A 22,210-nucleotide genomic window follows, 5' to 3' on the forward strand; every position below is an offset into this window, starting at 1 on the left:
CATGCAGGCTTTGTTGGGCAACTTCGCACTGATTCTGTTCGTGCTGATGCTGGTGACCGGCGTGATCTGGTTTGCCGATACCTTCTTCCTCTCCAAGCAGCGCCGCGCCCGTGCCGACGCCGCCCTGGCCGAGTTCGACGCTCGCGTGGCGCGCGACGAGGCACAAGGCATCAAGCGCGATGGCAGCGTCGCCAGCAGCCGCGCCGACCTGCAGGCCCATCACCTGAAGCAGCCGGCCTGGATCGAGTATTCGGGCAGCTTCTTCCCGGTGATCGCGCTGGTGTTCTGCCTGCGCTCCTTCCTGTACGAGCCGTTCAAGATCCCGTCCAGCTCCATGGTGCCGACCCTGCTGGTGGGCGACCTGATCCTGGTGAACAAATTCACCTACGGTATCCGCCTGCCCATCATCAACAAGAAGATCATCGAAGTGAACCAGCCGCAGCGCGGCGACGTGATGGTGTTCAAGTACCCCAAGGACATGTCGGTGGACTACATCAAGCGCGTAGTGGGCGTGCCTGGTGATAAAATAGTCTATAAAAACAAGCGCTTAACGGTTAATGGTGAACAAATTTCTTATAAAGCGCTGCCGGATTATCTGGACGAGGAAAATCTGACGTACTATAAGCAGTGGCAGGAAAACCTGACCGGCGTGGAGCACAAGATTCTGACCGATGAGCGCGCTCCCAACTTCGTGCCCAATCCCGATGCCTTCCCGCATCACGAGCTGTGCACCTACAACGCCGAAGGTTTCGCCTGCACGGTGCCGCCGGGCGAGTACTTCATGATGGGCGACAACCGGGACAACAGCCTCGACAGCCGCTACTGGGGCTTCGTGCCGGACCAGAACATCGTCGGCAAGGCCTTCTTTGTCTGGATGAACCTGGGCGATATCAAGCGGATCGGCAGCTTCCACTAAGAGCGCGCCGCATCCTGGTCCAGCAGCTTTCGTAGTTTCCGCAGTTTCCATTTGGCAACTTTGCATTGTGGAGGCAGACCCGGAGCAGTTTTCAGCTTTGCTTTGAACCGATCCCGCTGACTGGTCAGGCTGGTAATCCCCGACAATCGCGCCACTGCGCGCCGGGGCGGCAGACTGAATGACGGATGAAAAAATGGATCCTCAACTCTTGCAACAACGGCTAGGCCACACTTTCAAGGATGCTTCGCTCTTGCAGCAGGCCTTGACCCACCGTAGCCATAGCGCCTTGCATAACGAGCGGCTGGAATTCCTCGGCGATTCGGTGCTGAACTGTGTGGTGGCCTCGCTGCTCTTCGAACGTTACGACAAGATCGACGAGGGTGACCTCTCGCGTCTGCGCGCCAACCTGGTCAAGCAGCAATCGCTGTACGAGATCGCCCAGCGGCTGGAGTTGTCGCAGTTCCTGCGCCTGGGCGAGGGCGAGCTCAAGTCGGGCGGTTTCCGCCGTCCCTCCATCCTGGCCGATACCCTGGAGGCGCTCTTTGGCGCCATCTTCCTCGATTCCGGCTTCGAGGCCGCGCGCGCGGTGATCCGCTCGCTCTACGTGCCCGTGCTGGAACACGTCGATCCGCGCACCCTGGGCAAGGACGCCAAGACGCTCCTGCAGGAATTCCTGCAAGGCAAGAAGATCCCGCTGCCGCAGTACAACGTCATCGCCACCCACGGCGCTGCCCACAGCCAGGAATTCGAGATCGAGTGCCTGGTGCCCAAGCTGGACATCCAGGTCTTCGGCACCGGCGGCAGCCGCCGCGCCGGCGAGCAGGCCGCTGCCAAGCTGGCGTTGGAGGCTGTGCAACTGGCCCTGGCCAAGACGCCCTCGGCCGGCCGCAAGCCGCGTACCCGTACCACCCAGTTGAAGCTGGCCGGCATTGCCACCATCCAGCCGGATGCGCCGGAGCACGAAAGCGGCAAGGGCAACCGCCCGGACGCCGTCCAGACCAGCGCCGGCAAGCCGGCCAAGCCTGCCAAGGAGCAGAAGAGCGCCCCCGCAGCCGCCCGCAGTGAGGCCAAGAACACCGGCGACCGCCCTGAAACGGCCGCAGCAGAACCCATTTCGGCGGCTTCATCCGCCACGCAATCCAGAACAGCATGACAGATTCCCCCATGGCCGACGACGCGTCGGCACAGACCCCCGATAGCGATTACCGTTGCGGCTACATCGCCATCGTCGGTCGTCCCAACGTTGGCAAGTCGACCCTGATGAACGTGCTGGTCGGCGCCAAGGTCAGCATCACCTCGCGCAAGGCCCAGACCACGCGCCACCGCATCACCGGCATCCAGACCATCGAGAACACCCAGTATGTCTACGTCGACACGCCCGGTTTCCAGACCCGTCACAGCAATGCCCTCAACAAGACCCTGAACCGCACCGTCACCAACACACTGACCGCGGCCGACGTGATCCTGTTCGTGATCGAAGCCGGCACCTTCGGCCCGGCTGACAAGCAGGTGCTGGATCTGCTGCCGGCCAACGTGCCCTGCATCCTGGTGTTGAACAAGGCCGACCGCAACAAGGACAAGACCACGCTCATGCCCTTCGCCCGCGAAGTGGCCTCGCATCATGATTTCGCCGCCGTGGTGCCGGTCTCGGCCAAGCAGCGCTTCCAGCTCGATCGCCTGCAGGAAGAGGTGCGCAAGCTGCTGCCGCAGAACCCGCCGATGTTCGACGAGGACGACATCACCGACCGCAGCGAGAAATTCCTGGCCTCCGAAATCGTGCGCGAAAAGGTGTTCCGTTTCGTCGGCGAAGAGCTGCCCTATACCAGCACGGTGCTGATCGAAAAGTTCGAGCAGGAAGGCAACCTGCGCCGCATCTTCGCCGCCATCCTGGTCGAGCGCGACAACCACAAGGCCATGGTGATCGGCCAGAAAGGCGCGCGCCTGAAGGAAATTTCCACCCAGTCGCGGCAGGACATGGAGCGCCTCTTTGGCGGTCCGGTCTATCTGGAAATCTGGGTCAAGGTCAAATCGGGCTGGGCCGACAACGAAGCCGGCCTGCGCGCCTACGGCTACGAATGATCCCGGCTGCAGTCCGTCCTGCGGGCTGCGCGGAATTCCTGCATCATCATGGCATTACGCCGCGCCCTAACGACGTGGCTTCACGCATTCAGGACGGATATCCATGACCACCATGCTCACCGAATCCCAGCTCGACAGCCAGGCTGACCCGGCCAACGCCGTAGCGCCGGCGGTCGCGCCGCAGGCGCCGGCCAAGACGCCTGCGCGCAAGACGGCCGCCCCGCGTGCGCGCAGCCGCGCCGTGCCAGAGAAGGAGCACAAGGTCCTGGCGCAGCCGGGCTTCGTGCTGCACAGCTATCCCTACAAGGAAACCAGCCTCATCATCGACGTCTTCTCGCGTGATCATGGTCGCGTGGCGCTGGTGGCCAAGGGCGCCAAGCGCCCGCATTCCAAGCTGCGCGGAGCTTTGCAGACCTTCCAGCCGCTCTCGCTGTCGTGGAGCGGCAAGTCCGAAGTGCGCACGCTGACCGACGCTGAATGGGTCGGCGGCCTGCTGCCGCTGGAAAAGTCCGCCTTGCTGTGCGGCTTCTACCTCAATGAATTGCTGGTCAAGCTGCTGGCGCGCGAAGATGCACACCCGGCGCTGTTCGACCATTACGTGGCCACGCTCAACAAGCTGGCCCACGGCGAGAATGCCCCCATCGTGCTGCGCCAGTTCGAACGCATCCTGTTGAAGCAGACCGGCGTGGCCGGCAACTGGAGCCATTGCGTGGTCAGCGGCAAGACCGTGCGGCCCGATCTCATCTACGTGGTCGACCCGGAGCAGGGCACCCGTCCCGAGCGCCTGTCCGACCGCGCCCCCAAGGTCAGCGGCAAGACCCTGCTGGACATGGAGCGCGAGGACTACAGCGATCCCACCACGCAACTGCAGAGCAAGTTCCTCATGCGCTACCTGCTGGCGCACCATCTGGGCGGGGCGCAGTTGAATACGCGCCAGATCCTGATCGACCTCATGCAATTGTGATGCGGCGGCGCTCATCGCGCCGCCGTCTGCGCAGCTCTCTGCCCATATCCGCCCCCATGCCGCTACAATCCAGATCTGGCTGCACCGTCATCGACGTGCAGCCCTGAGTACATCCGAACATCATTCACACGAAGCTTCCTGACGCCATGAGTTTCCTGCAGCCCGCCGGCCCGGCCATTGAACTGGGTATCAACATCGACCACGTCGCCACCTTGCGCAATGCGCGCGGCACGCGCTATCCCGACCCGATCCGGGCCGCACTGGAAGCCGAGGAAGCCGGCGCCGACGCCATCACGCTGCACCTGCGCGAAGATCGCCGCCACATCCGCGACGACGATGTGAAAGCCATCCGTCCGCTGCTGCAGACGCGCATGAACCTGGAAGCCGCGGTGACCCGCGAGATGATCGATTTCGCCTGCTTCATCCGCCCCCAGGATGTCTGCCTGGTGCCGGAAAAGCGCACCGAAGTCACCACTGAAGGCGGCCTGGATGTGGTCGGCCATTTCGCCGACGTGCAGGCGGCGATCCGCCAGTTGCAGCAGGAGCAGATCAGGGTGTCGCTGTTCATCGATGCCGATGTCCAGCAGATCAAGGCCGCCGCCGAGTCCGGCGCGCCGGTCATCGAGCTGCATACCGGCCGCTATGCCGACGCCACCAGCGAGCAGGAACAGCAGGAAGAGCTGGAGCGCATCCGCCTGGCCGTGCAGGAAGGCGTCAAGCTTGGCCTGAAGGTCAATGCCGGCCATGGCCTGCACTACACCAATGTCCAGGCCATCGCCGCCATCCCCGAGATTGCCGAACTGAACATCGGCCATGCGGTGGTGGCCCATGCGGTCTTTGCCGGCTGGCGCAATGCGGTCTCGGAGATGAAGGCCATCATGATCAAGGCGCGCCTGGAAGCGCTCAAGGCCAAAGCCTGAGGCGCACCGCATGATCTACGGCATCGGTACCGACATCCTCCAGATCTCGCGCCTGCAGGCTGCCCTGCAACGTAATGGCGACCGCTTCGCCGGCAAGATCCTGGGCCCGCAGGAAATGGAAAAATACCTGCGCCGCAAGGCCAAGGTGGAAGCCCGTGGCGTGCGTTTCCTGGCCACCCGCTTTGCCGCCAAGGAAGCTTTTTCCAAGGCCATCGGCCTGGGCATGCGCATGCCCATGACCTGGCGCGCCATGCAGGTGCTCAACGCACCCAGCGGCAAGCCGGTGGTGGTCTGCAGCGGCGCCTTGCAGGAATGGATGCAAGAGCAGGGCCTGACGGCCCAGGTGTCCATCACCGACGAAGTGGAATACGCCGTCGCCTTTGTCATCGTGGAGAAGTCATGAATCAAGCCGTCAAACCGCTCGGTCCGGTGATGCTGGACGTGGTCGGCACCCGGCTGGAGGCGGCCGATATCGCCCGCCTCCAGCATCCGCTGACCGGCGGGGTCATCCTGTTTGCCCGCAATTACGAAAGCCGTGCGCAACTGGTCGCCCTGACCAGCGCGATCCGCCAGGCCCGTCCCGGCATCCTCATCGCCGTGGACCATGAAGGAGGGCGCGTGCAGCGCTTCCGCACCGATGGCTTCACGCGCCTGCCTGCCATGGGCCAGCTCGGCCAGCTGTGGGACCGCGACGTGCTGCAGGCCACCAAGGTAGCCACTGCCACCGGCTTCGTGCTGGCCGCTGAACTGCGCGCCTGCGGCATCGATTTGTCGTTCACGCCGGTGCTCGATCTCGATTACAGAGCCTCCACCGTCATCGGTGACCGCTCCTTCCATCGTGATCCACGCGTGGTCACACTGATGGCCAAGAGCCTCAATCACGGCCTGGCGCTGGCGGGCATGGCCAATTGCGGCAAGCATTTCCCTGGTCACGGTTTCGTCACGGCCGATTCGCATGTGGCCATCCCGGTGGACGAGCGCGAGCTCGACGAGATCCTCGGCGACGACGCCACGCCTTACGACTGGCTGGGCATGAGCCTGGCTGCCGTGATGCCGGCGCACGTCATCTATCCCAAGGTGGATGCGCAGCCGGCAGGCTTCTCCAAGGTCTGGCTGTCCATGCTGCGCGAGCGCTTCGGTTTCCAGGGCGTGATCTTCAGCGACGACCTCAGCATGCATGGCGCCAGTGTCGCCGGTGGCCCGCTGGAGGCCGCGCAGGCTGCGCTGGATGCGGGCTGTGACGTGGCCCTCATCTGCAACTCGCCGGACAAGGCCGATGCCATCCTGGCAGGCTTGCAGGGCGGCACGGATGCAGCCTCGGCTGCGCGTCGCGCCACCTTGCTGCCCTGTGGCGAGGCGTTGGCGTGGGACGCGCTGCAGGCCGACCCGCGTTATCTGGCTGCGCGCGCGCTGGTGCAGTCGCTGTAAATCAGTCTTCGCTTTTGCCCATGTCCGACCTGCCTGCCTCCCCGCTGCCCGACCCGCGCGAAGCCGTACTGGAGACGGTCGCCCGCCTGCCGCACCTGCCGGGCGTCTATCGCTATTTTGACGCCGAGGACAATGTCCTCTACGTGGGTAAGGCGCGTGATCTCAAGAAGCGCGTTTCCAGCTATTTCCAGAAGACCCTGACCAGCCCGCGCATCGCCATGATGGTCGAGCGCATCGCCCGGCTGGAAACCACGGTCACCCGCAGCGAGGCCGAAGCACTGCTGCTGGAAAACAATCTCATCAAGACGCTGCGTCCGCGTTTCAACATCCTCTTCCGCGACGACAAGTCCTATCCCTACCTGAAGATCACCGGCCACGCCTTCCCGCGCATGGCCTACTATCGCGGTGCGGTGGACAAGCGCAACCAGTATTTCGGTCCGTTCCCCAATGCCGGCGCCGTCAAGGAATCGATCCAGATCCTCCAGAAGGTGTTCCTGCTGCGCACCTGCGAAGACACCGTCTTCTCCAATCGCACGCGACCCTGCCTGCTGCACCAGATCCACCGTTGCAGCGGTCCGTGCGTGAACCTGGTCAGTCGCGAGGATTACGCCATCGATGTGGAGAATGCTTCCAAATTCCTGCGTGGTCGCCAGAGCGAAGTGATGGAAGCGCTGGAGCAGAAGATGCACGCCTTCGCCGCCGACCTCAAGTTCGAGCAGGCCGCCGCCGTGCGCGACCAGATCGGCTCGCTCTCCAGCGTGTTGCACCAGCAGAGCATGGAAACCGTCAGCGACGCCGACATCGACATCATCGCCGTGGTGGTGCAGGGCGGTCGTGCCTGCGTGAACCTGGCCATGGTGCGCGGCGGCCGCCACCTCGGTGACCGCGCCTACTTCCCCACGCATGTGGACGATGCCATGGACACCGCCGAGGACAGCATCGACGTCGAAGTCCTGAAGGCCTTCCTGGCCCAGCACTACATCGACAAGTTCATCCCCGGCTCGCTCATCGTCGGCACCGAGTTCGATGATCCGGCGCTGATGATGGCCTTGATGGAGCAATGCGGCCATCGCATCACGCTCACCTTCCAGCCCCAGGGGCAGCGCCGCCAATGGCTGGAAATGGCCGCCAAGGGCGCCGAGATCGCGCTGGCGCGGCTACTGTCGGAACAGGGCTCGCAGCAGGCCCGCACGCGCGCGCTGGCCGATGTGCTGGAGCTGGAGCGCGACGACCTCGACGAACTGCGCGCCGAGTGCTTCGACATCAGCCACACGCAAGGCGAAGCCACCCAGGCCTCCTGCGTGGTGTTCCATCACCATGCCATGCAGAACGGCGAATACCGCCGCTACAACATCAATGACATCACGCCCGGCGACGATTACGCCGCCATGCGCCAGGTGCTCACGCGCCGTTACGAGAAGGTGGCCAACGGCGAGGGCGTGATGCCGGACATCGTGCTGATCGACGGCGGCAAGGGCCAGGTCGAGACGGCGCGTCAGGTACTGACCGAACTGGGCCTGGACATCAGCCTCATCGTCGGTGTAGCCAAGGGGGAAGGGCGCAAGGTCGGCCTGGAAACCCTGGTCTTCGCCGATGGCCGCGCGCCCAAGGAACTGGGCAAGGAATCGGCCGCGCTGATGCTGATCGCGCAGATCCGCGATGAAGCGCACCGCTTTGCCATCACCGGCATGCGCGCCAAGCGCGCCAAGGCGCGCCAGAGTTCGCGCCTGGAAGAGATCGAAGGCATCGGCGCCAAACGTCGCCAGCGCCTGCTGGTGCGCTTTGGCGGCTTGCGTGGCGTGGCCGATGCCAGTGTGGACGACCTGGCTTCCGTGGAAGGGATTTCGCGCCAGCTCGCCGAGGAAATCTACCGGCAATTGCACTGACCTTGTCCGCTCAGCCTGTTTTGTCACGCACTCTCCCACGTAAAGGAGGGCGCAGCAGCGGGCGACTCTGCTACTATTCGGTAAATTTTTTTTCGTGTACGCCGCTCCAACCCTCCAAGACGTATGCCTTTCAATATTCCGATTCTGCTGACCTGGTTGCGGGTGGCGCTCATTCCGCTGGTCGTCGGCGTGTACTACCTGCCAGAAATAGGCCTTAACCGTTATGAGCAGGGCATTGCCGCCACCGCCATCTTCATCGTGGCGGCGGCCACTGACTGGTTCGATGGCTTCCTGGCCCGACGCTGGAACCAGACCTCCGCCTTCGGCGCCTTCCTCGACCCGGTGGCCGACAAGCTCATGGTCACGGGCGCCTTGCTGGTGCTGGTCCATCTGGACCGGGTGCATCCGGTGATCGCCTTTGTCATCATCGGCCGAGAGATCGCCATTTCTGCGCTGCGTGAATGGATGGCGCAGATCGGCGCGTCCAAGTCGGTGGCGGTGAGCTCGCTGGGCAAGATCAAGACCACGGCGCAGATGATCGCCATTCCCATGCTGCTGTACTATGACCACCTGTTCGGCTTCATCGACACCCGCCTGTGGGGCAGCCTGCTGCTGCTGGTGGCGGCCGTGCTGACGGTGTGGTCGATGCTGTATTACCTGCGCCGCGCGATGCCCATGATCAAGGATGCCGATGCCGAGAACCGCAAAAAGATAATTAAATAAATAATTAAAAAACCAAGATTGATAGTTGACAAAGGCCAACGGCAGCTTATAATAGCGTTCTGTTTTCGATGCGGGAGTAGCTCAGTTGGTAGAGCGATACCTTGCCAAGGTATAGGTCGAGAGTTCGAGACTCTTCTCCCGCTCCAGGTTACTTGGAAAAAAGGAAGCCTAACAAAGCTTCCTTTTTTTATTGTGATAGGTGAGCGAGCATTGAAAGTTTGGCTTCGGCGGATGTCGAAAAAAGTCAAAAAAGATGTTTGCAAACAACACGTGTTTTAGGTAGTATGCGTGTCCCCAAGGCGGGGTAGCAAAGTGGTTATGCAGCGGCCTGCAAAGCCGTCTACGCCGGTTCGATCCCGACCCCCGCCTCCAGTACGCTCCATGCGGGAGTAGCTCAGTTGGTAGAGCGATACCTTGCCAAGGTATAGGTCGAGAGTTCGAGACTCTTCTCCCGCTCCAGATTCAAGGCAGGCAGCCCCGGCTTCCTGTTGCAGCAAAGTGATGGTTCCCATGCGGGAGTAGCTCAGTTGGTAGAGCGATACCTTGCCAAGGTATAGGTCGAGAGTTCGAGACTCTTCTCCCGCTCCAGGTTTCAAGGCAGGCAGCTTCGGTTTCCTGTTGCAGTAAAGTGGTAGTTCCCATGCGGGAGTAGCTCAGTTGGTAGAGCGATACCTTGCCAAGGTATAGGTCGAGAGTTCGAGACTCTTCTCCCGCTCCAGATTGAAAGAGGAAGCCTTCGGGCTTCCTCTTTTCATTTCTGCCTGGTTTTCCTTCCCTTCCTTTTTCCCTCCGCTTCCTTCGGATATCGCGATCGTCCCGGTCATCCCGATCTGCCGCTTCTAGTTCATCTGCGTGAGCATGGTCCGCAGGCGCCGCAACGAAACCCACAGCAGGATATTGCCGATCAGAAAAAGCGCCAGCAGTTGTGGCCAGACCATTTCCAGGCCGGCGCCGCGATACAGGACGCCTTCGCCAAGCCTGACCAGATGCGTGGACGGGGCGGCCAGCATCAGATACTGGATCAGCACCGGCATGCTCTCGCGCGGCGTAGCCCCGCCCGACAGCAAGATCAGCGGCAGCAACACCAGCATGAGCAAGAGGCCGAACTGCGGCATGCTGCGCGCCACTGTGGCCAGAGAGATCCCCAGCGCGGTATTGGCAAACAGGCTCAGCGCCGCCCCAAAAAGAAAGAGGCCGACCGAGCCTTCGATGGGCACGTCCAGCAAGCCACGCACCACGCCATGCAAGGACAGCGTAGCCGCCACCAGGACCACACCGCCCATGGCCAGGACCTTGGCGCCCATGATCTGGACAGGCGATACCGGCATCACCAGCAGATGTTCGATGGTGCCATGCTCGCGCTCGCGGATCAGCGCAGCACCCGCCAGGATGATGGCCAGCATGGTGATGTTATCGATGATCTGCAGCACGCTGCTGAACCAGGTCTTTTCCAATGCCGGATTGAAACGGGCCCGCAAGGCCAGCGTCGCCGCCTCGCGCGGTTCATCCTGTCTTTTCTGCAGGAACCTGCGGATCTCCAGCTGCAGGATCTGTTCCACATACGCGCTACCGCTGTAGGCCTGGTCCATGCGGGTGGCGTCTACGTTCAACTGCACTTCGGCCGGCTTGCCGGTCTGCAGCTTGCTTTGCAGTCCTGCCGGGAAATGCAGGACGAAGACATAGCGGCCTGCATCCAGCCCGGCATCCATCTCGGCCACGCTGATGCGCTGGGGCGGGCTGAATTGCGGCGCCATGAAAGCCGCGGCCAGGCGCTGCGAGAGCGGGGAATCGTCCTCATCGACAATGGCAATGGCGGCATGGCTCAAGGTGTCGGGGATGGCCGAGGCGGCGCTGTAGACCATGCCCGTGAAGCTCAATACGATCAGGCAGAGCATCACCCGGTCGCGCCAGAGGCTCCACAATTCCTTGAGCGTCAACTGCCACAGATTGGCAAGGCCCTGTCGCATCTCAGCCCTCCTGCTTGCGCAGCATCAGCACCGCCAGCCCCATCACGACGGGCAAGGTGGCCAGCAGGAGGGCCAGCGATGTGGCCACGTCGGCCAGTCCCAGCGCCTTGACATACACGCCTCGGCTGATCAGGAACATGTGGGTCGCAGGATGGATGTCGCCGACCAGACGGCCCATGCCTTCCAGTGCGCTGACCGGTGTGGTCATGCCGGCGAACTGCGTGGCCGGGACCAGGGTGCCGAGCAGGGCGGCAAACATGGCCGCGATCTGGCTGCGTGTGAGCGCCGAGGCAACCAGGCCCATGCCGGTGGCAATCACCAGGTACACCAGCGTGGCCAGCGCCAGCGCGGCGTAGCTGCCCTTGACGGGCAATTCCAGCAGCGTCACGGCAGCCATGCTCATGAGCAGGAAATTGAACATGCCCAGGGCGATATAGGGCAGCTGTTTGCCGCACAGGAATTCCAGGCGCGTCACCGGTGTGACGTAGAAATTGATGATCGCGCCCAATTCCTTTTCCCGCACTACCGCCAAGGCGGTCAGCATGGCCGGCAGCGTCAGCAGCAGCAGTGGAATGACCGCCGGCAAGATGGCCGGCAGGCTGCGCAGGTCAGCGTTATAGCGCAGGCGTGTCTGGATCTCCAGAGCGGGCGTCTGCGGGCGGCCTTGCAGACGCTGCTGGCGCTGCTCCAGCCAGTGCTGGTGCATTCCCTGCACGTAGGCCTGGACCGTCTCCGCCCGGCTGGGCATGGCGCCGTTGATCCACGCGCCGATCTCGACCTGGCGGCCCGCGGCCAGACGACGACCGAAACCGGAGGGAATCTCGATGGCCAGCGTCAGTTCGCCATTGCGCATGCGCTTGTCCAGCTGCGCCGGTCCCTGCAGCGGCGCACGCTCCTGGAAATAGGGCGAGGCGCGCAGCGCAGCCGCATAATCGCGGCTGGCGCTGGACTGGTCCTGGTCCAGCACCGCATAGGGCAGTCCGTTGACGTCCGTACTGATGCCGTAGCCGATGACGAACATCAGCAGCAGCGAGCCCAGCAAGGCCATCGTTGCCCGCACTGGATCACGGCGTAGCTCCAGGGCTTCGCGCCAGGCATAGCTGAGCATGCGCTGCCAGCTGAAAGAGGTGGGCGGGGCGGGATGGGACGGCAGTCCGGGCGGCATCGCCGCGGTCTGCCTGCTCTGGCCTGGCGCGTGCTTCTCATCCTGGCCCGCCTGGACCAGATAGCCGATGAAGGCTTGCTCCAGCGTAGCGGCGCCGCGTTTATGCATCAGCGCGGCAGGGGTGTCGCTGTCGAGCACCTTGCCCGCATGCATCATGGACATGCGATCACAGCGCAGCGCCTCGTTCATGAAATGCGTGGAAAGGAAGATCGTGACCTTGTCACGTCGTGACAGCGTGACCAGCAATTGCCAGAAATGATCGCGCGCCACTGGATCGACGCCGGAAGTGGGCTCATCCAGGATCAATATCTCCGGGCCATGGATGGTGGCGACCGCCAGCGAAAGCCGCTGCCGGATACCCATGGGCAGGTCGGCGGCCAGGCTGTCCATCACCGGCATCAGCGCGAAGCGCCGGGCCATCTCCGCCACGCGCGGGCCGATCTGCGCCGCCGGCAGGTGGAACAGGCGTGCATGCAGCGCCAGGTTCTGGCGCACGCTCAGGTCCTTGTACAGCGAGAAGGATTGCGACATGTAGCCCACCCGCTTGCGCAAGCAGACATCGCGCGGATCGATCTCCTGCCCGAACAGGCGAGCCCGGCCACTGCTGGCCGGCAACAGGCCGGTGAGCATCTTCATGGTGGTGGTCTTGCCGCATCCGTTGGAGCCGAGAAATCCGAATATCTCGCCGCGACGGATACGGAAACTGACATGATCGACCGCCGTGAAGCCGTCCGCGAAGCGCATGCTCAAGTTCTCGGCCTCGATGGCGATGTCATCGGCATGGGTTTCCAGCGGCGGGATGGACAGGGCTTCATGGCCGGCTTTGCGATGGGCTGGCAACAAGGCGATGAAGGCTCTTTCCAGCGAGCTTGCGCCGGTACGCGCCAGCAGCGCTGCCGGCGTACCGGTGGCCAGCACCTGGCCCTGGTCCATCACGGCCAGCCAGTCGAAGGCCTGCGCCTCGTCCATGTAGGCCGTTGCCACGATGACGCTCATGCCGGGATGGCGCTGTCGCAGGCGCGCGATCAGCTCCCAGAACTGCGCCCTGGCCAGCGGGTCCACGCCGGTGGTGGGTTCGTCCAGGATCAGCAGGTCGGGATCGTGAATGAGTGCGCAGCACAGGCTCAGCTTCTGTTTCATGCCGCCCGAAAGCTGGCCGGCCGGCCGCGCCAGGAAGGGCTGCAGGCCTGTGCTGTGGGTGAGGTCATCGATGCGTTGGCGCCGTTCTTGTGCGTCCTGCCCGAACAGGCGGGCGATGAACTGGAGGTTTTCTTCCACCGACAGGGTGGGATAGAGATTCTTGCCCAGTCCCTGCGGCATGTAGGCAATGCACGGGCCCACTGCATCCCGATGCGCCGCCTGGCCGATGTCGCCACCCAGCACATCGATGCGGCCGGCACGGATGCGGCGCGCCCCGGCGATCAGGGACAGCAGCGTGGATTTGCCCACACCATCCGGCCCGATCAGGCCCGCCATGCAGCCACCAGGAATATCCAATTCGACGTGGGACAGTGCCGGGTTCTTGCCGTAGCTGTGACTGACATCGTGCACGCGGGCGGCGCAGATGGGCGCGGTCATGGCGATTGCCCCGGTGCAGGCAAGGTCTTCGGCCACGGGAGTTGTTCGGCGGTCTTGATCCAGGCCACGCCGGGCATGCCTGCTTTCAGATGCGGCGCGATACTGCCGCGCGACGAGGGCGTCAACTGGGCCTTGACCCGGAACATCAGCTTCTGCCGCTCGTTGGCAGTCTCCACCGCCTTCGGTGTGAACTGCGCCTGTCTGGAGACATAGGTGATCCTGGCGGGCAGGGCGTCTGTCGGCGCGGCGTCGAGCACGACCCGCACCTCTTGTCCAAGCCGCACCTTGCCGGCCAGTTCGGCGGGCAGGAAGAAGTGCATGTGCAGGTCCGACAGGTCGATCAGGTTGAGCAGCTTGCTGCCTTCGCTCACTACCTCGCCAGCCTGGGCCAGTCGATATTGGATATGACCATCGCGAGGAGCGCGGATGGCGCTTTCCTCCAGGTCAGCCTCGATTCTTGCTGTGGCGGCCTGGGCTGCCTCCAGCAAGGCGCGGGCGCTGGCAACGTCGGCTTCGGCGGCGCGGATGGCGGCGCGCGCTCCTTCTTCCTGGGCTTGCGCGGCGTCGAGCTGCGCGCGCGCTTCGGCCAGGGTGTTCTCTTCATCGTCCACCTCCTGGGCAGTCAAGGCTTGCATACGGCCCAGGGGCTGGCTGCGCTCGACGCGGCGGGTGGCGGCTGACAGGCTCTTGTGTCGTTGTACGGTCAACGCCTGCGCAATGCGCTGCTCGCTGCGGCGCATGGCCAGTTGGGCCTGCGCCACTGTCACGCCTTGGCTGGCGCGTTGCTGCTGCGCCCGTGCTTCACGCAGTTGTGCATGCAGGGAATCGACCTGCAGATAGGCCAGCACCTGGCCCGCCTGGACCGCTTCACCTTCATCGACCAGCATGTGCCGGATACGTCCGCCGAGGCGGGAGCCGATATCGACCTCGGTGGCTTCCAGGCGGCCATTGCTGGAGACCAGGCCGGCGGGCGCATCTGCATCGCGCCACCAGGCCCAGCCCGTCCAGCCCACTGCCGCCAGGACGACCAGCAGCAGACCCGCAAAGAGGGGATGTTGCAAGCTTCGGTTCATGATGCATCTACTCTTGTTGAGAGGGAGAGGAGGCGGAGAGAGCTTGCGTTCCACCGCCCAGGGCCACGTACAGGGCGATCTGGTTACGCAGCAGGGCGTGTTCGAGCATGTGCTGGCGCTGCTGCGCGCGCAGGTGATCGCGTTCGCTCTCCAGCACATCGAGCCGGCTGGCGCGCCCGTAGCGCAGCCGCATGTGCATCTGCGCCTGCCGTTGCGCTTGCTGCTGCACGACCTCGCGGCGCAACCTGAGCTGCTCTTTCAGCCAGTGCGCCTCCTCCAGACGCTGGGCGACTTCGCGAAAGGCGTTCTGGACCGTTCGTTCATAGTCCAGCAGCGCCCGTTGTTGGTCTAATGCGGCGATATCGTAGCGGCTCTGACGCAAGCCTCCGTCCAGCAATGGCAGGCTGATCTCGGGAACGAAATTCCAGGCCCTGCTGGGCCCTTTGAACAAGTCCTGCAGCGCTGTGCTGGCCACGCCGCCGAAGGCAGTGAGGCTGATGCGCGGGAAGAAGGCCGCACGGGCCGCCGCCACCTGGGCGGCCGACGCCTGCAGGCGATGCTCGGCGGCGATGATGTCAGGCCGGGCGGCCAGCAGTGTCGAAGGCAGTCCGGGCGCCAGCGCGAACGGCAGGAGGATGGTGGTCGGGGCGGGTTCCAGCGCGGCCGGCAGTTGCGTCAGGCCGGCCAGCATTTCCAGCGTCGATCGCTGGCTGGCCCGCATCTGCTGCAGTTCGGCTTGCTCGGCCCGCATCTGCGCCAGCTCGCTGCGTTGCTGCGCCAGTGCGGCCGCATCGGCGCGGCCCGCATCGTGGCGTGCTTGCATCAGGGCCAGCGATTCTGCGGTAGCGGCCTGGAGAGTTTCCAGCAGATGCAGGCGCTCATCGAGTTCGCGCAGGCTGGTCCATGCCGCGGCGACCTGGCCGATCAGGCTGATGACGAGCGCCTGTTCGGCGGCGCGGCTGGCCATCCATTCCTGCAAGGCTGCTTCGTTGAGGCTGGCGATGCGGCCCCAGAAGTCGAGCTCCCAACTGCTCGCGCCAAGGCCCACGCGGTACTCGCGGGTGCTTGCCGCCGGCCCCGATTCGGGTGGCTCCAGTGGCCCGCGTGAGCGGCGCGCCTGCGCCTCCAGGTTGACGGTCGGCAGTCCGGTGCTGCGCTGGATGCGCCATTGCGCCTGCACTTGTTGCAGCCGCAGGCGTATGTCGCGCAGATCAGGATTATGGCGTAGTGCTTCCGCGATCAGGGCTTGCAGTGGCGCTTGCGGGAAGTAGTCTTGCCAGCCTATGGCCGATGCGGTTGGAGCAGCGTTGGCGGGCGCATCTTCTGCAAGGGTCCGAGGGTAATGCGTCGGCAGGTCCAGCGCAGAAGGCGGCAGCGGCGCTGTCAACGGCGCACAGGCGCACAGCGCCAGGGTGGGCAGTAGCCGCAGATGGCGAGACATGGTTCTGCTCATGCCTGTCCCTTGTCAGAGGCGGGTGCGGTATGGTGCTGCGCCAGTGCCGGCGCGTCCGGCAGCAGGGCGGCAAGGCCAGGCAATGAAGACGCCGCGATGGGTGCTAGCGGACATCGGGGCTGGGAGGAAGGGCTGAGGGCTGGGGTGCATGATGGCGGGCAAATTGATGGGGCAGCCCGTAATAAACCATGCGTCCAACAAGCCCGCGCCAAGAATCCATGAAGGATTCCTCAAGCGCCTTGCGGTGCCGTTCCTTCAGCCGGTAATTCGAGGTGCATCCGCGCACCCCCTGCCGGGCGATTGTGTACGCTCAGCTTGCCCCCGTGCGCTTCACAGATCGCCACCGCCACGGCCAGCCCCAGGCCGCTACCGCCTGCATGGCGGCTGCGCGAGTGCTCAGCCCGCCAGAAGCGGTCGCAGGCCAGCTCCAGATGTTCCGGCGCAAATCCGGGGCCATCATCTTCCACATCGATATGGATCTGGCCGTCGTGCAGGCCGGCGCTGATGGTCAACAACTTCCCGCTGGCCGCATAGCGCAAGGCATTGTCGATCAGGATCGAGATGGCTTGCCCCAGGCGGTCGCGGTCGGCGTTCAGCGGCAAGTGTTCGCAGCAGTACAGCGCGGTGGACATGGGCAGCAGGCGCAGGCTCGGTGCGGCCCAGGCCAGGCGCTCTTCCAGCAGGGGACGCAGCTGGAACTGCGAGCGCACCAAGGCCAATTGTCCTGCGCTGACCAGGGAGAGCAGGTAGAGATCGCTGATGAGCCGGTTGAGCTGATCCAGCTGCCGCATGATCATCGACAACTGCTGCGGCGAGCGATCGAAGATGCCATCCATGATGCCCTGCAGCCGGGCCTTGGCCGCCGTCAGCGGCGTACGCAATTCATGGGCGATGGCCGCGCTGGAGGCATGCAGCTCGCGCTCGCGACGCTCCAGCCGCTCTGCCATTTCATTGACGTCGCGCATCAGCGCATCCAGTGCGGCAGGCACTTGCTTGCAGGAGAGGGCGCGCGCGCTGAAGTCGCCGGCAGCGAGGCGGCGCGCTGCCACGGCCACGGCGTCAAGATGCCGGGACAGACGCAGCGAGAGCATCAGACCGGCGCCAACGATGAGCGGCAGGGCGATCAGCACCAGCAGGCTGAACCAGAGCAGATCGGCCTGCAACACTTCAGGGGTGAAATAGTCGCCGTACAGATATTGCCCGTAGATCTGGCGCAGGCGTTCAGCATCGGTGTAGGGATCGTTCTCCAGGCGCTTGAGTTCGTCGAGGATGGCCTCGGGGATGCGCTCGCGCAAGCGCGCCTCCCACCAGAAAAAGCGCAACCACATGCCGGTCCCCACCAGCAGGGCCGCCAGCAGCGCCAGGGCGATCATGCGCAGGCTGATCCAGTACCACAGCTGGCGGGCGCGTGTGTGTGTACGCAAGGGCGCGCTCATGAGGGATTCCGGAAGCGATAGCCCAGCCCGCGCACTGTCACCACCACCTCGCGGATGCCCGCCTGTTCCAGCTTGCGCCGCAGGTTGTGGAGATGGGCGTCCACCACGCGCTCCATGGCGTCGCTTTCGGGTTGGCTATGGGCCAGCAATTCGGCGCGCGAAAACATGCGCGTGGGCGCCGCCATCATCAGCGCCAGCAGGTTCAGTTCGGTGCGTGTCAGGGTCAGTGCTTGTGGATGGCCATCCTTGTCGACCGTGGCCAGGGCGGCATCGGGGTCCAGCGTCAGCGCACCGTGACGCAGGACGGCCTGCTGTGCTGCGCCCGAGACGGGGCGCAGCATGCGTCGCAACACCGCATGCACGCGCGCCACCACCTCGCCGGGATGATAGGGTTTGACGACATAGTCGTCGGCGCCATAGAGAAGGGAATTGATCAGCCGAGGCTGATCGGCCACGGCGGTGACCATGATGACGGCAGTGGAGGCATGTTGACGGATCGCCGCCAGCACTTCATTGCCGCTGAGGCCGGGCAGCATCACATCCAGCAGCACCAGATCGGGCCGCCAACGCCGGTACAGTTCCAGCGCCTGGTGACCGTCGGCAGCCTGACGGGTCTGGAAACCTTCGCGGTTCAGGTAGGCGTCGAGGATGTCGGCGCCGTCGAGATCATCTTCGACGATCAGTATTCGTCCTTTGCTCACAAGGTCCTCCTTAGCGAAATCTTGATAATGTCTTCATCGTGGCTTCACCTTGCGGTGAGACGATGAGTGGATTCAAGCGTGGCGGAGGATCGGTGGGACGATCGTTCGCAATTATAAGCACGTGGAAGGGGTGGGGCAATTCTTTGATGCCGACCAAAAAACCGGGGCAATTCGTTGGGCGACGCGTCGCCCTTGCTGCCGGCAACACATCCATCATCGACACAAGGACAGCATGAGCAATTCGTCGAAAAGCGCGCGTTGGGGGTTCCAGCGTTTCGTCGCGTCATCGGTAGCCGAAGGTTTCCTGCATGAACCGGTCATCATGCAAGGCATGTCAGGCGCCGAAGTGAGCCGCAACGGCCGGTCTTACGTCAATTTTTCGGGAATCAATTATCTCGGGTGGCAGCAGGATGCGCGGGTCTTGGATGCCTTTGTCGAATCGGCCCGGCGTTATGGCCTCTCCACCGGTGGCTCGCGCGCCACCCAGGGCATCTGCGAGCCGCACCTGCGGCTGGAGAACATGCTCAGCACCTTGCACGGAAAGGAGCGCACGCTCAGCTTCGCTTCCGGCATGCTCGCCAATATCGGTTTCATCAACGCCATGACGGCCAAGTTCGGTTTCTCATCGCGCAGCGCGATCGACAACCGCGATGCCGTGCTGATCTTCGACCGGGAGTGTCACTGGAGTCTCTGGAAGGCAGCCTCGCATCTGAAGTTCGGTGAGTCGCTGCTGGCGTTCAAGCACAATGACGTGACCGACCTCACTGCGGTACTGGCCAAGCTGGGTGGGCGCAAGGCCATCGTCGTCTTTGAAAGCCTCTATTCTTCAGACGGCAGTGTCGCCCCCATCGGTGAAATACTGGATGTCTGCCAGCGCTTCGATGCCCTGAGCTACATCGACGACGCCAATGGCTTCATGGTCTACGGTTCACCGCAACGTCCATTCCATGAACAGTTCCGTCACATGCGGCGGGCTGATTTCATCATGGTGTCCTTGTCCAAGTCGGTGGGGCTGGAGGGTGGGGCGATCAGTGGAAGCGCCGAGTTCATCGATGCCTTCGAGGTGCTCAGTGGGACCTCCATCTTTACGGCGGCCATCCAGCCGCCCACTGCGGATCTGGCGGTATTCATCATCGAGCGTCTGCGGGCCAATCCATGGATCATGGAGGACTATCTGGACCGCAGTGCGATGTTTCGCCTGAAACTGCAGGCCAGCGGTCTGCGCCTCAATGACACCGCGTCCTATATCACCTCGGTGATGATCGGCCGGGATGACAAGGCTGAACAGGTACGGCAAGCACTGGAGCAGCAGGGATTCTGCGTTCCCATCTTCCGCTATCCGGCGGTCAAGCCCAACCAGGCATTGATGCGACTGATCCTGCATCGTCTGCATACCGAGCCGCAGATCGACCGTTTCGTGGCCAGCCTCAAAGACCTGTTGGGGCAGGGCGCAAGCAGGGACGCAATCGCCGGCGCCGAGTTCGTCGGGCATCGCCAGAGATGAGCCAGGACATCCCGTCCGGCCGGATGGCAAGGGAGGCAGGGCCTGCTGTACCGCTGGATGCTGCGCTTGATATCCGGCTGCATGGAACGATTGCGGCCATCGATGCGCAGCAGTGGGAACGTCTGCGGCATCCCGGACAATTCTGTCGCCATGATTATCTGCTGGCGCTTGAGCAAAGCAGGATCGCGTGCCAATTCCTCTATGCCACCGCGTGGCGAGAGGGGCAACTGATCGGCGCAGCGGTGGCCACCCTCTGGTCTCTGCGCTTGTGCTGGTGGGCAGAGCTGAAGGTGGGCACCGTGGGGACGCCGCTCAACACGGGCCTGGCCATGATGCTCGCTGGGGACGATGGCAATACGGCCTTGGCCGGCTCGTTGATCGCCGCTCTGGAAAAGGCATCGGTGGCACGAGGGGCGAGGCTGTTCGTCGCCCGCGATTTTCCTGCGCCGCACTGCTGCGGACAAGCATCGCTCGACCTGCTGTACAGGCGGGCTTGCCTGGTTTTGCAGCAGGCCGATTTTGCTGCGTTCGTGGCGAGTCATCCGCGCGGCAAGCATATCCGTCGCGAGATACGTTCTTTGGAAAAAGCCGGTTACACGGTGGAGATACGGCGCGCCAGCGCGCTGAGCCTGTCTGAAGCCCAGCGCCTGCATCAATTGTGGCTGCAGCTGTTTCACAAGCATCGCTCTGCGGACCAGATCGAAGTGAGCCCCGCCTTCTTTGCCAGCATGAGCCGTCTGCCACATGCGCTGTTGCTGCTGTTGCGCCGGGAGCAGCAGATCGACGCCTTCGATCTCTGCTTCATCCTCGGCGACGAACTGGAGTCAACCTATTGCGGTGTTGACCTGGCGCGCACGGCCAGGCTGTCCGTCCATCGCGCCATGGGCTACCACATTGTGCGCGTGGCCTATGAGGCAGGCCTCAGGCGAATCAATTTCGGCATCTCCAATGAACAGCAAAAGCAGGAAATGGGCTGTCAATTCGACGGCCTCTACGCTCGTATCACGGCCTCTCCACGTTGGCTGGGCGGTCCGCTGCGCTACCTGTTGCGGCGTTTCGTGCTGACGCCGACGACAGCGGACGGAGCCAGCCAGCAGGACAGCCGCAAGGTGGCCGGGTGAGCGCGTCGCCGGGCAGGGGCAGGGGCGCCCTGACGCGTCTGATCGTCCTGCAATTCCTGGTCTCGATGGCGGACTGGATGCTCATCGTCCTGTTGCAGATGCTGATGTTCGAACTGACCCAATCGGCGTTTCAGGTGATGCTGCTGGTACTGGCCGAACTGGCGCCGATGTTGCTGCTGGGGCCGTGGGCCGGCGCGGTGACCGACCGCAGTGGCTTGCGCAGGGTCCTGGGCGGTTCATGCGTGGCCAGGCTGGCTCTCCTCCTGCTGCTTGCGCTGCCGGCCGCCCGCAGCAGTGCCGCGCCCTTGCTGGCGGTCGCGGCGCTGACGGCGGTGTGCAACCGGTTCTTCAGCCCGGCTGCCAACGCGCTGCTGCCTTGCCTGGTCTGCCCTGGCCAGTTGCCTGCGGCCAATGCCTGTGCAATGGCCGCCAGGATGGCTGGCATGGCGCTCGGGGCGATGGTCGGCGGCGTGCTGGCTGGCGTGGCGGGAAACGACGCCACGATCCTGACAATGGGACTGTTGATGCTGGGGTGTGGCGGCCTGAGCCTGAGCTTGCCCGAACGCCGGCGCCTCGCCGCTACGCAGTCGCCTGCCTGGCGCTGGACGCTCGTCGTGCAATGCGTCGCGGCCCCGGGGCGCAGCGGCTGGCTAGCCATCGCGGCAGGCATGCTGGTCATGGCGGCCTTGGGCAGCATCGAAATCCTGGCGATCGTGTATGTCAAGCAGGTCTTGCACAGGCCTGCGGCCGATGTGGGGCTGCTCTTCGGCGCCTACGGCGCGGGGGTCGTGCTTGGCCTGGTCTTGTCATCCTGGCATCGCATTGTCGCCCGCAGCGACGACGTCATACGCCTTAGCCTGCTGCTGATGTGCGTGGCCATCGGCCTGGTGTCGCAGGTCGAGCGCCTGGGCAGCGCCGCCCTGCTGGTGAGCATGGCTGGGCTGGCCGAAGGGATGGTGATGAGCCTGGGCTTGTTGCGCTTGTACCAGACGGTCGATCCGTCCCGTCTCGGGCGCGCCACCGCGCTTCTGGATAGCGCCTCCGGCGCGGCCTTCCTGCTGGCCGTGGTGGTCACCGGCCTGCTCGCCGACACCGTCGCTGCAGATCGGCTCATCGGCGGATTGGCCCTCGTTCTTGCCATCCTGAGCGTGCTGCTCATCACCTCAGGGCTGCAAGGTGGGGATGTCGGACGAGCAAAAGAGAACGTTCTTGCGACAAAAATTCATGAAAATCAAAATGATGTGATTGACTGATTGCCACGTAGCACTTTCCCTACTACATTTGTGAATCAGGCAT

18 protein-coding genes and 5 tRNA genes are annotated in these 22,210 nt (G+C 63.7%); 17 read left to right on the top strand and 6 right to left on the bottom strand.

Going from position 1 to position 22,210, the window contains the following annotated elements:
• Position 1 precedes the first annotated feature (1 nt).
• The 14 genes from lepB (at position 2) to ACP92_RS09680 (ending at position 9,634) form a co-directional block, all read left to right on the top strand.
• Positions 2-916, top strand: coding sequence for a signal peptidase I (lepB, locus tag ACP92_RS09615; RefSeq protein WP_013233932.1), 915 nt, complete (start codon positions 2-4; stop codon positions 914-916).
• 193 nt (positions 917-1,109) lie between these two features.
• Complete coding sequence (gene rnc / locus ACP92_RS09620) at positions 1,110-2,069, top strand: ribonuclease III (protein WP_013233933.1); 960 nt, start codon at positions 1,110-1,112, stop codon at positions 2,067-2,069.
• Positions 2,066-2,995: a GTPase Era gene (gene era / locus ACP92_RS09625; protein ID WP_013233934.1), complete on the top strand. Its 930-nt coding sequence runs from the start codon at positions 2,066-2,068 to the stop codon at positions 2,993-2,995. Before rnc ends, era begins: the two co-directional genes overlap by 4 nt.
• A gap of 103 nt (positions 2,996-3,098) precedes the next feature.
• Positions 3,099-3,959, top strand: coding sequence for a DNA repair protein RecO (gene recO / locus ACP92_RS09630; protein WP_013233935.1), 861 nt, complete (start codon positions 3,099-3,101; stop codon positions 3,957-3,959).
• 146 nt (positions 3,960-4,105) lie between these two features.
• The gene (pdxJ, locus tag ACP92_RS09635; RefSeq protein ID WP_013233936.1) at positions 4,106-4,879 is read left to right on the top strand and encodes a pyridoxine 5'-phosphate synthase; all 774 of its coding nucleotides are present in this window, start codon (positions 4,106-4,108) and stop codon (positions 4,877-4,879) included.
• Positions 4,880-4,889: 10 nt separating this feature from the next.
• Complete coding sequence (acpS, locus tag ACP92_RS09640) at positions 4,890-5,282, top strand: holo-ACP synthase (RefSeq protein ID WP_013233937.1); 393 nt, start codon at positions 4,890-4,892, stop codon at positions 5,280-5,282.
• Positions 5,279-6,307, top strand: a complete 1,029-nt coding sequence (gene nagZ / locus ACP92_RS09645; protein WP_048348528.1) for a beta-N-acetylhexosaminidase — start codon at positions 5,279-5,281, stop codon at positions 6,305-6,307. Before acpS ends, nagZ begins: the two co-directional genes overlap by 4 nt.
• Positions 6,308-6,327: 20 nt before the next feature.
• Positions 6,328-8,193: an excinuclease ABC subunit UvrC gene (gene uvrC / locus ACP92_RS09650; protein ID WP_013233939.1), complete on the top strand. Its 1,866-nt coding sequence runs from the start codon at positions 6,328-6,330 to the stop codon at positions 8,191-8,193.
• A gap of 123 nt (positions 8,194-8,316) precedes the next feature.
• Positions 8,317-8,916 carry a CDP-diacylglycerol--glycerol-3-phosphate 3-phosphatidyltransferase gene (gene pgsA, locus ACP92_RS09655; RefSeq protein ID WP_013233940.1) on the top strand — a complete coding sequence of 200 codons (600 nt, stop codon included), beginning with the start codon at positions 8,317-8,319 and terminating at the stop codon, positions 8,914-8,916.
• Positions 8,917-8,986: 70 nt separating this feature from the next.
• Positions 8,987-9,062: transfer RNA gene (locus tag ACP92_RS09660), tRNA-Gly, on the top strand.
• A 152-nt stretch (positions 9,063-9,214) separates the two neighbouring features.
• Positions 9,215-9,288 (top strand) — tRNA-Cys (locus tag ACP92_RS09665).
• A gap of 11 nt (positions 9,289-9,299) precedes the next feature.
• Positions 9,300-9,375, top strand: a tRNA-Gly gene (locus ACP92_RS09670).
• A 53-nt stretch (positions 9,376-9,428) separates the two neighbouring features.
• Positions 9,429-9,504: transfer RNA gene (locus tag ACP92_RS09675), tRNA-Gly, on the top strand.
• A gap of 54 nt (positions 9,505-9,558) precedes the next feature.
• A tRNA-Gly gene (locus ACP92_RS09680) sits at positions 9,559-9,634 on the top strand.
• Between the two features lie 121 nt (positions 9,635-9,755).
• On the opposite strand, the gene ACP92_RS09685 is transcribed toward ACP92_RS09680, so the two are convergent.
• The 6 genes from ACP92_RS09685 to ACP92_RS09710 form a co-directional block, all read right to left on the bottom strand.
• Entirely contained in the window at positions 9,756-10,883 is a 1,128-nt protein-coding gene (locus tag ACP92_RS09685) for an ABC transporter permease (RefSeq protein ID WP_013233941.1), read from the bottom strand.
• A 1-nt stretch (position 10,884) separates the two neighbouring features.
• Complete coding sequence (gene rbbA, locus ACP92_RS09690) at positions 10,885-13,626, bottom strand: ribosome-associated ATPase/putative transporter RbbA (protein WP_013233942.1); 2,742 nt, start codon at positions 13,624-13,626, stop codon at positions 10,885-10,887.
• On the bottom strand, positions 13,623-14,699 hold the full coding sequence (locus ACP92_RS09695) for an HlyD family secretion protein (RefSeq protein WP_013233943.1): 1,077 nt from the start codon (positions 14,697-14,699) through the stop codon (positions 13,623-13,625). Before ACP92_RS09695 ends, rbbA begins: the two co-directional genes overlap by 4 nt.
• A gap of 7 nt (positions 14,700-14,706) precedes the next feature.
• Positions 14,707-16,140 carry an efflux transporter outer membrane subunit gene (locus tag ACP92_RS09700; protein ID WP_049788058.1) on the bottom strand — a complete coding sequence of 478 codons (1,434 nt, stop codon included), beginning with the start codon at positions 16,138-16,140 and terminating at the stop codon, positions 14,707-14,709.
• A gap of 242 nt (positions 16,141-16,382) precedes the next feature.
• On the bottom strand, positions 16,383-17,588 hold the full coding sequence (locus ACP92_RS09705) for a sensor histidine kinase (RefSeq protein WP_013233945.1): 1,206 nt from the start codon (positions 17,586-17,588) through the stop codon (positions 16,383-16,385).
• Positions 17,585-18,289 (bottom strand): response regulator transcription factor, encoded by a 705-nt coding sequence (locus ACP92_RS09710; RefSeq protein WP_013233946.1) that lies wholly within the window; start codon positions 18,287-18,289, stop codon positions 17,585-17,587. The genes ACP92_RS09705 and ACP92_RS09710 overlap by 4 nt, the downstream gene beginning before the upstream one ends.
• 121 nt (positions 18,290-18,410) lie before the next feature.
• On the opposite strand from ACP92_RS09710, the gene ACP92_RS09715 reads away from it, so the two are divergent.
• The 3 genes from ACP92_RS09715 to ACP92_RS09725 are packed head-to-tail and all read left to right on the top strand — an operon-like array spanning position 18,411 to position 22,167.
• Complete coding sequence (locus tag ACP92_RS09715; protein ID WP_244273916.1) at positions 18,411-19,793, top strand: aminotransferase class I/II-fold pyridoxal phosphate-dependent enzyme; 1,383 nt, start codon at positions 18,411-18,413, stop codon at positions 19,791-19,793.
• Positions 19,790-20,914, top strand: coding sequence for a GNAT family N-acetyltransferase (locus ACP92_RS09720; RefSeq protein ID WP_041310541.1), 1,125 nt, complete (start codon positions 19,790-19,792; stop codon positions 20,912-20,914). The genes ACP92_RS09715 and ACP92_RS09720 overlap by 4 nt, the downstream gene beginning before the upstream one ends.
• Positions 20,911-22,167, top strand: a complete 1,257-nt coding sequence (locus ACP92_RS09725) for an MFS transporter (RefSeq protein WP_013233949.1) — start codon at positions 20,911-20,913, stop codon at positions 22,165-22,167. Before ACP92_RS09720 ends, ACP92_RS09725 begins: the two co-directional genes overlap by 4 nt.
• Positions 22,168-22,210: the final 43 nt, after the last annotated feature.

Origin of the sequence: Herbaspirillum seropedicae (assembly GCF_001040945.1) — a bacterium.
Lineage (GTDB): Bacteria > Pseudomonadota > Gammaproteobacteria > Burkholderiales > Burkholderiaceae_D > Herbaspirillum > Herbaspirillum seropedicae.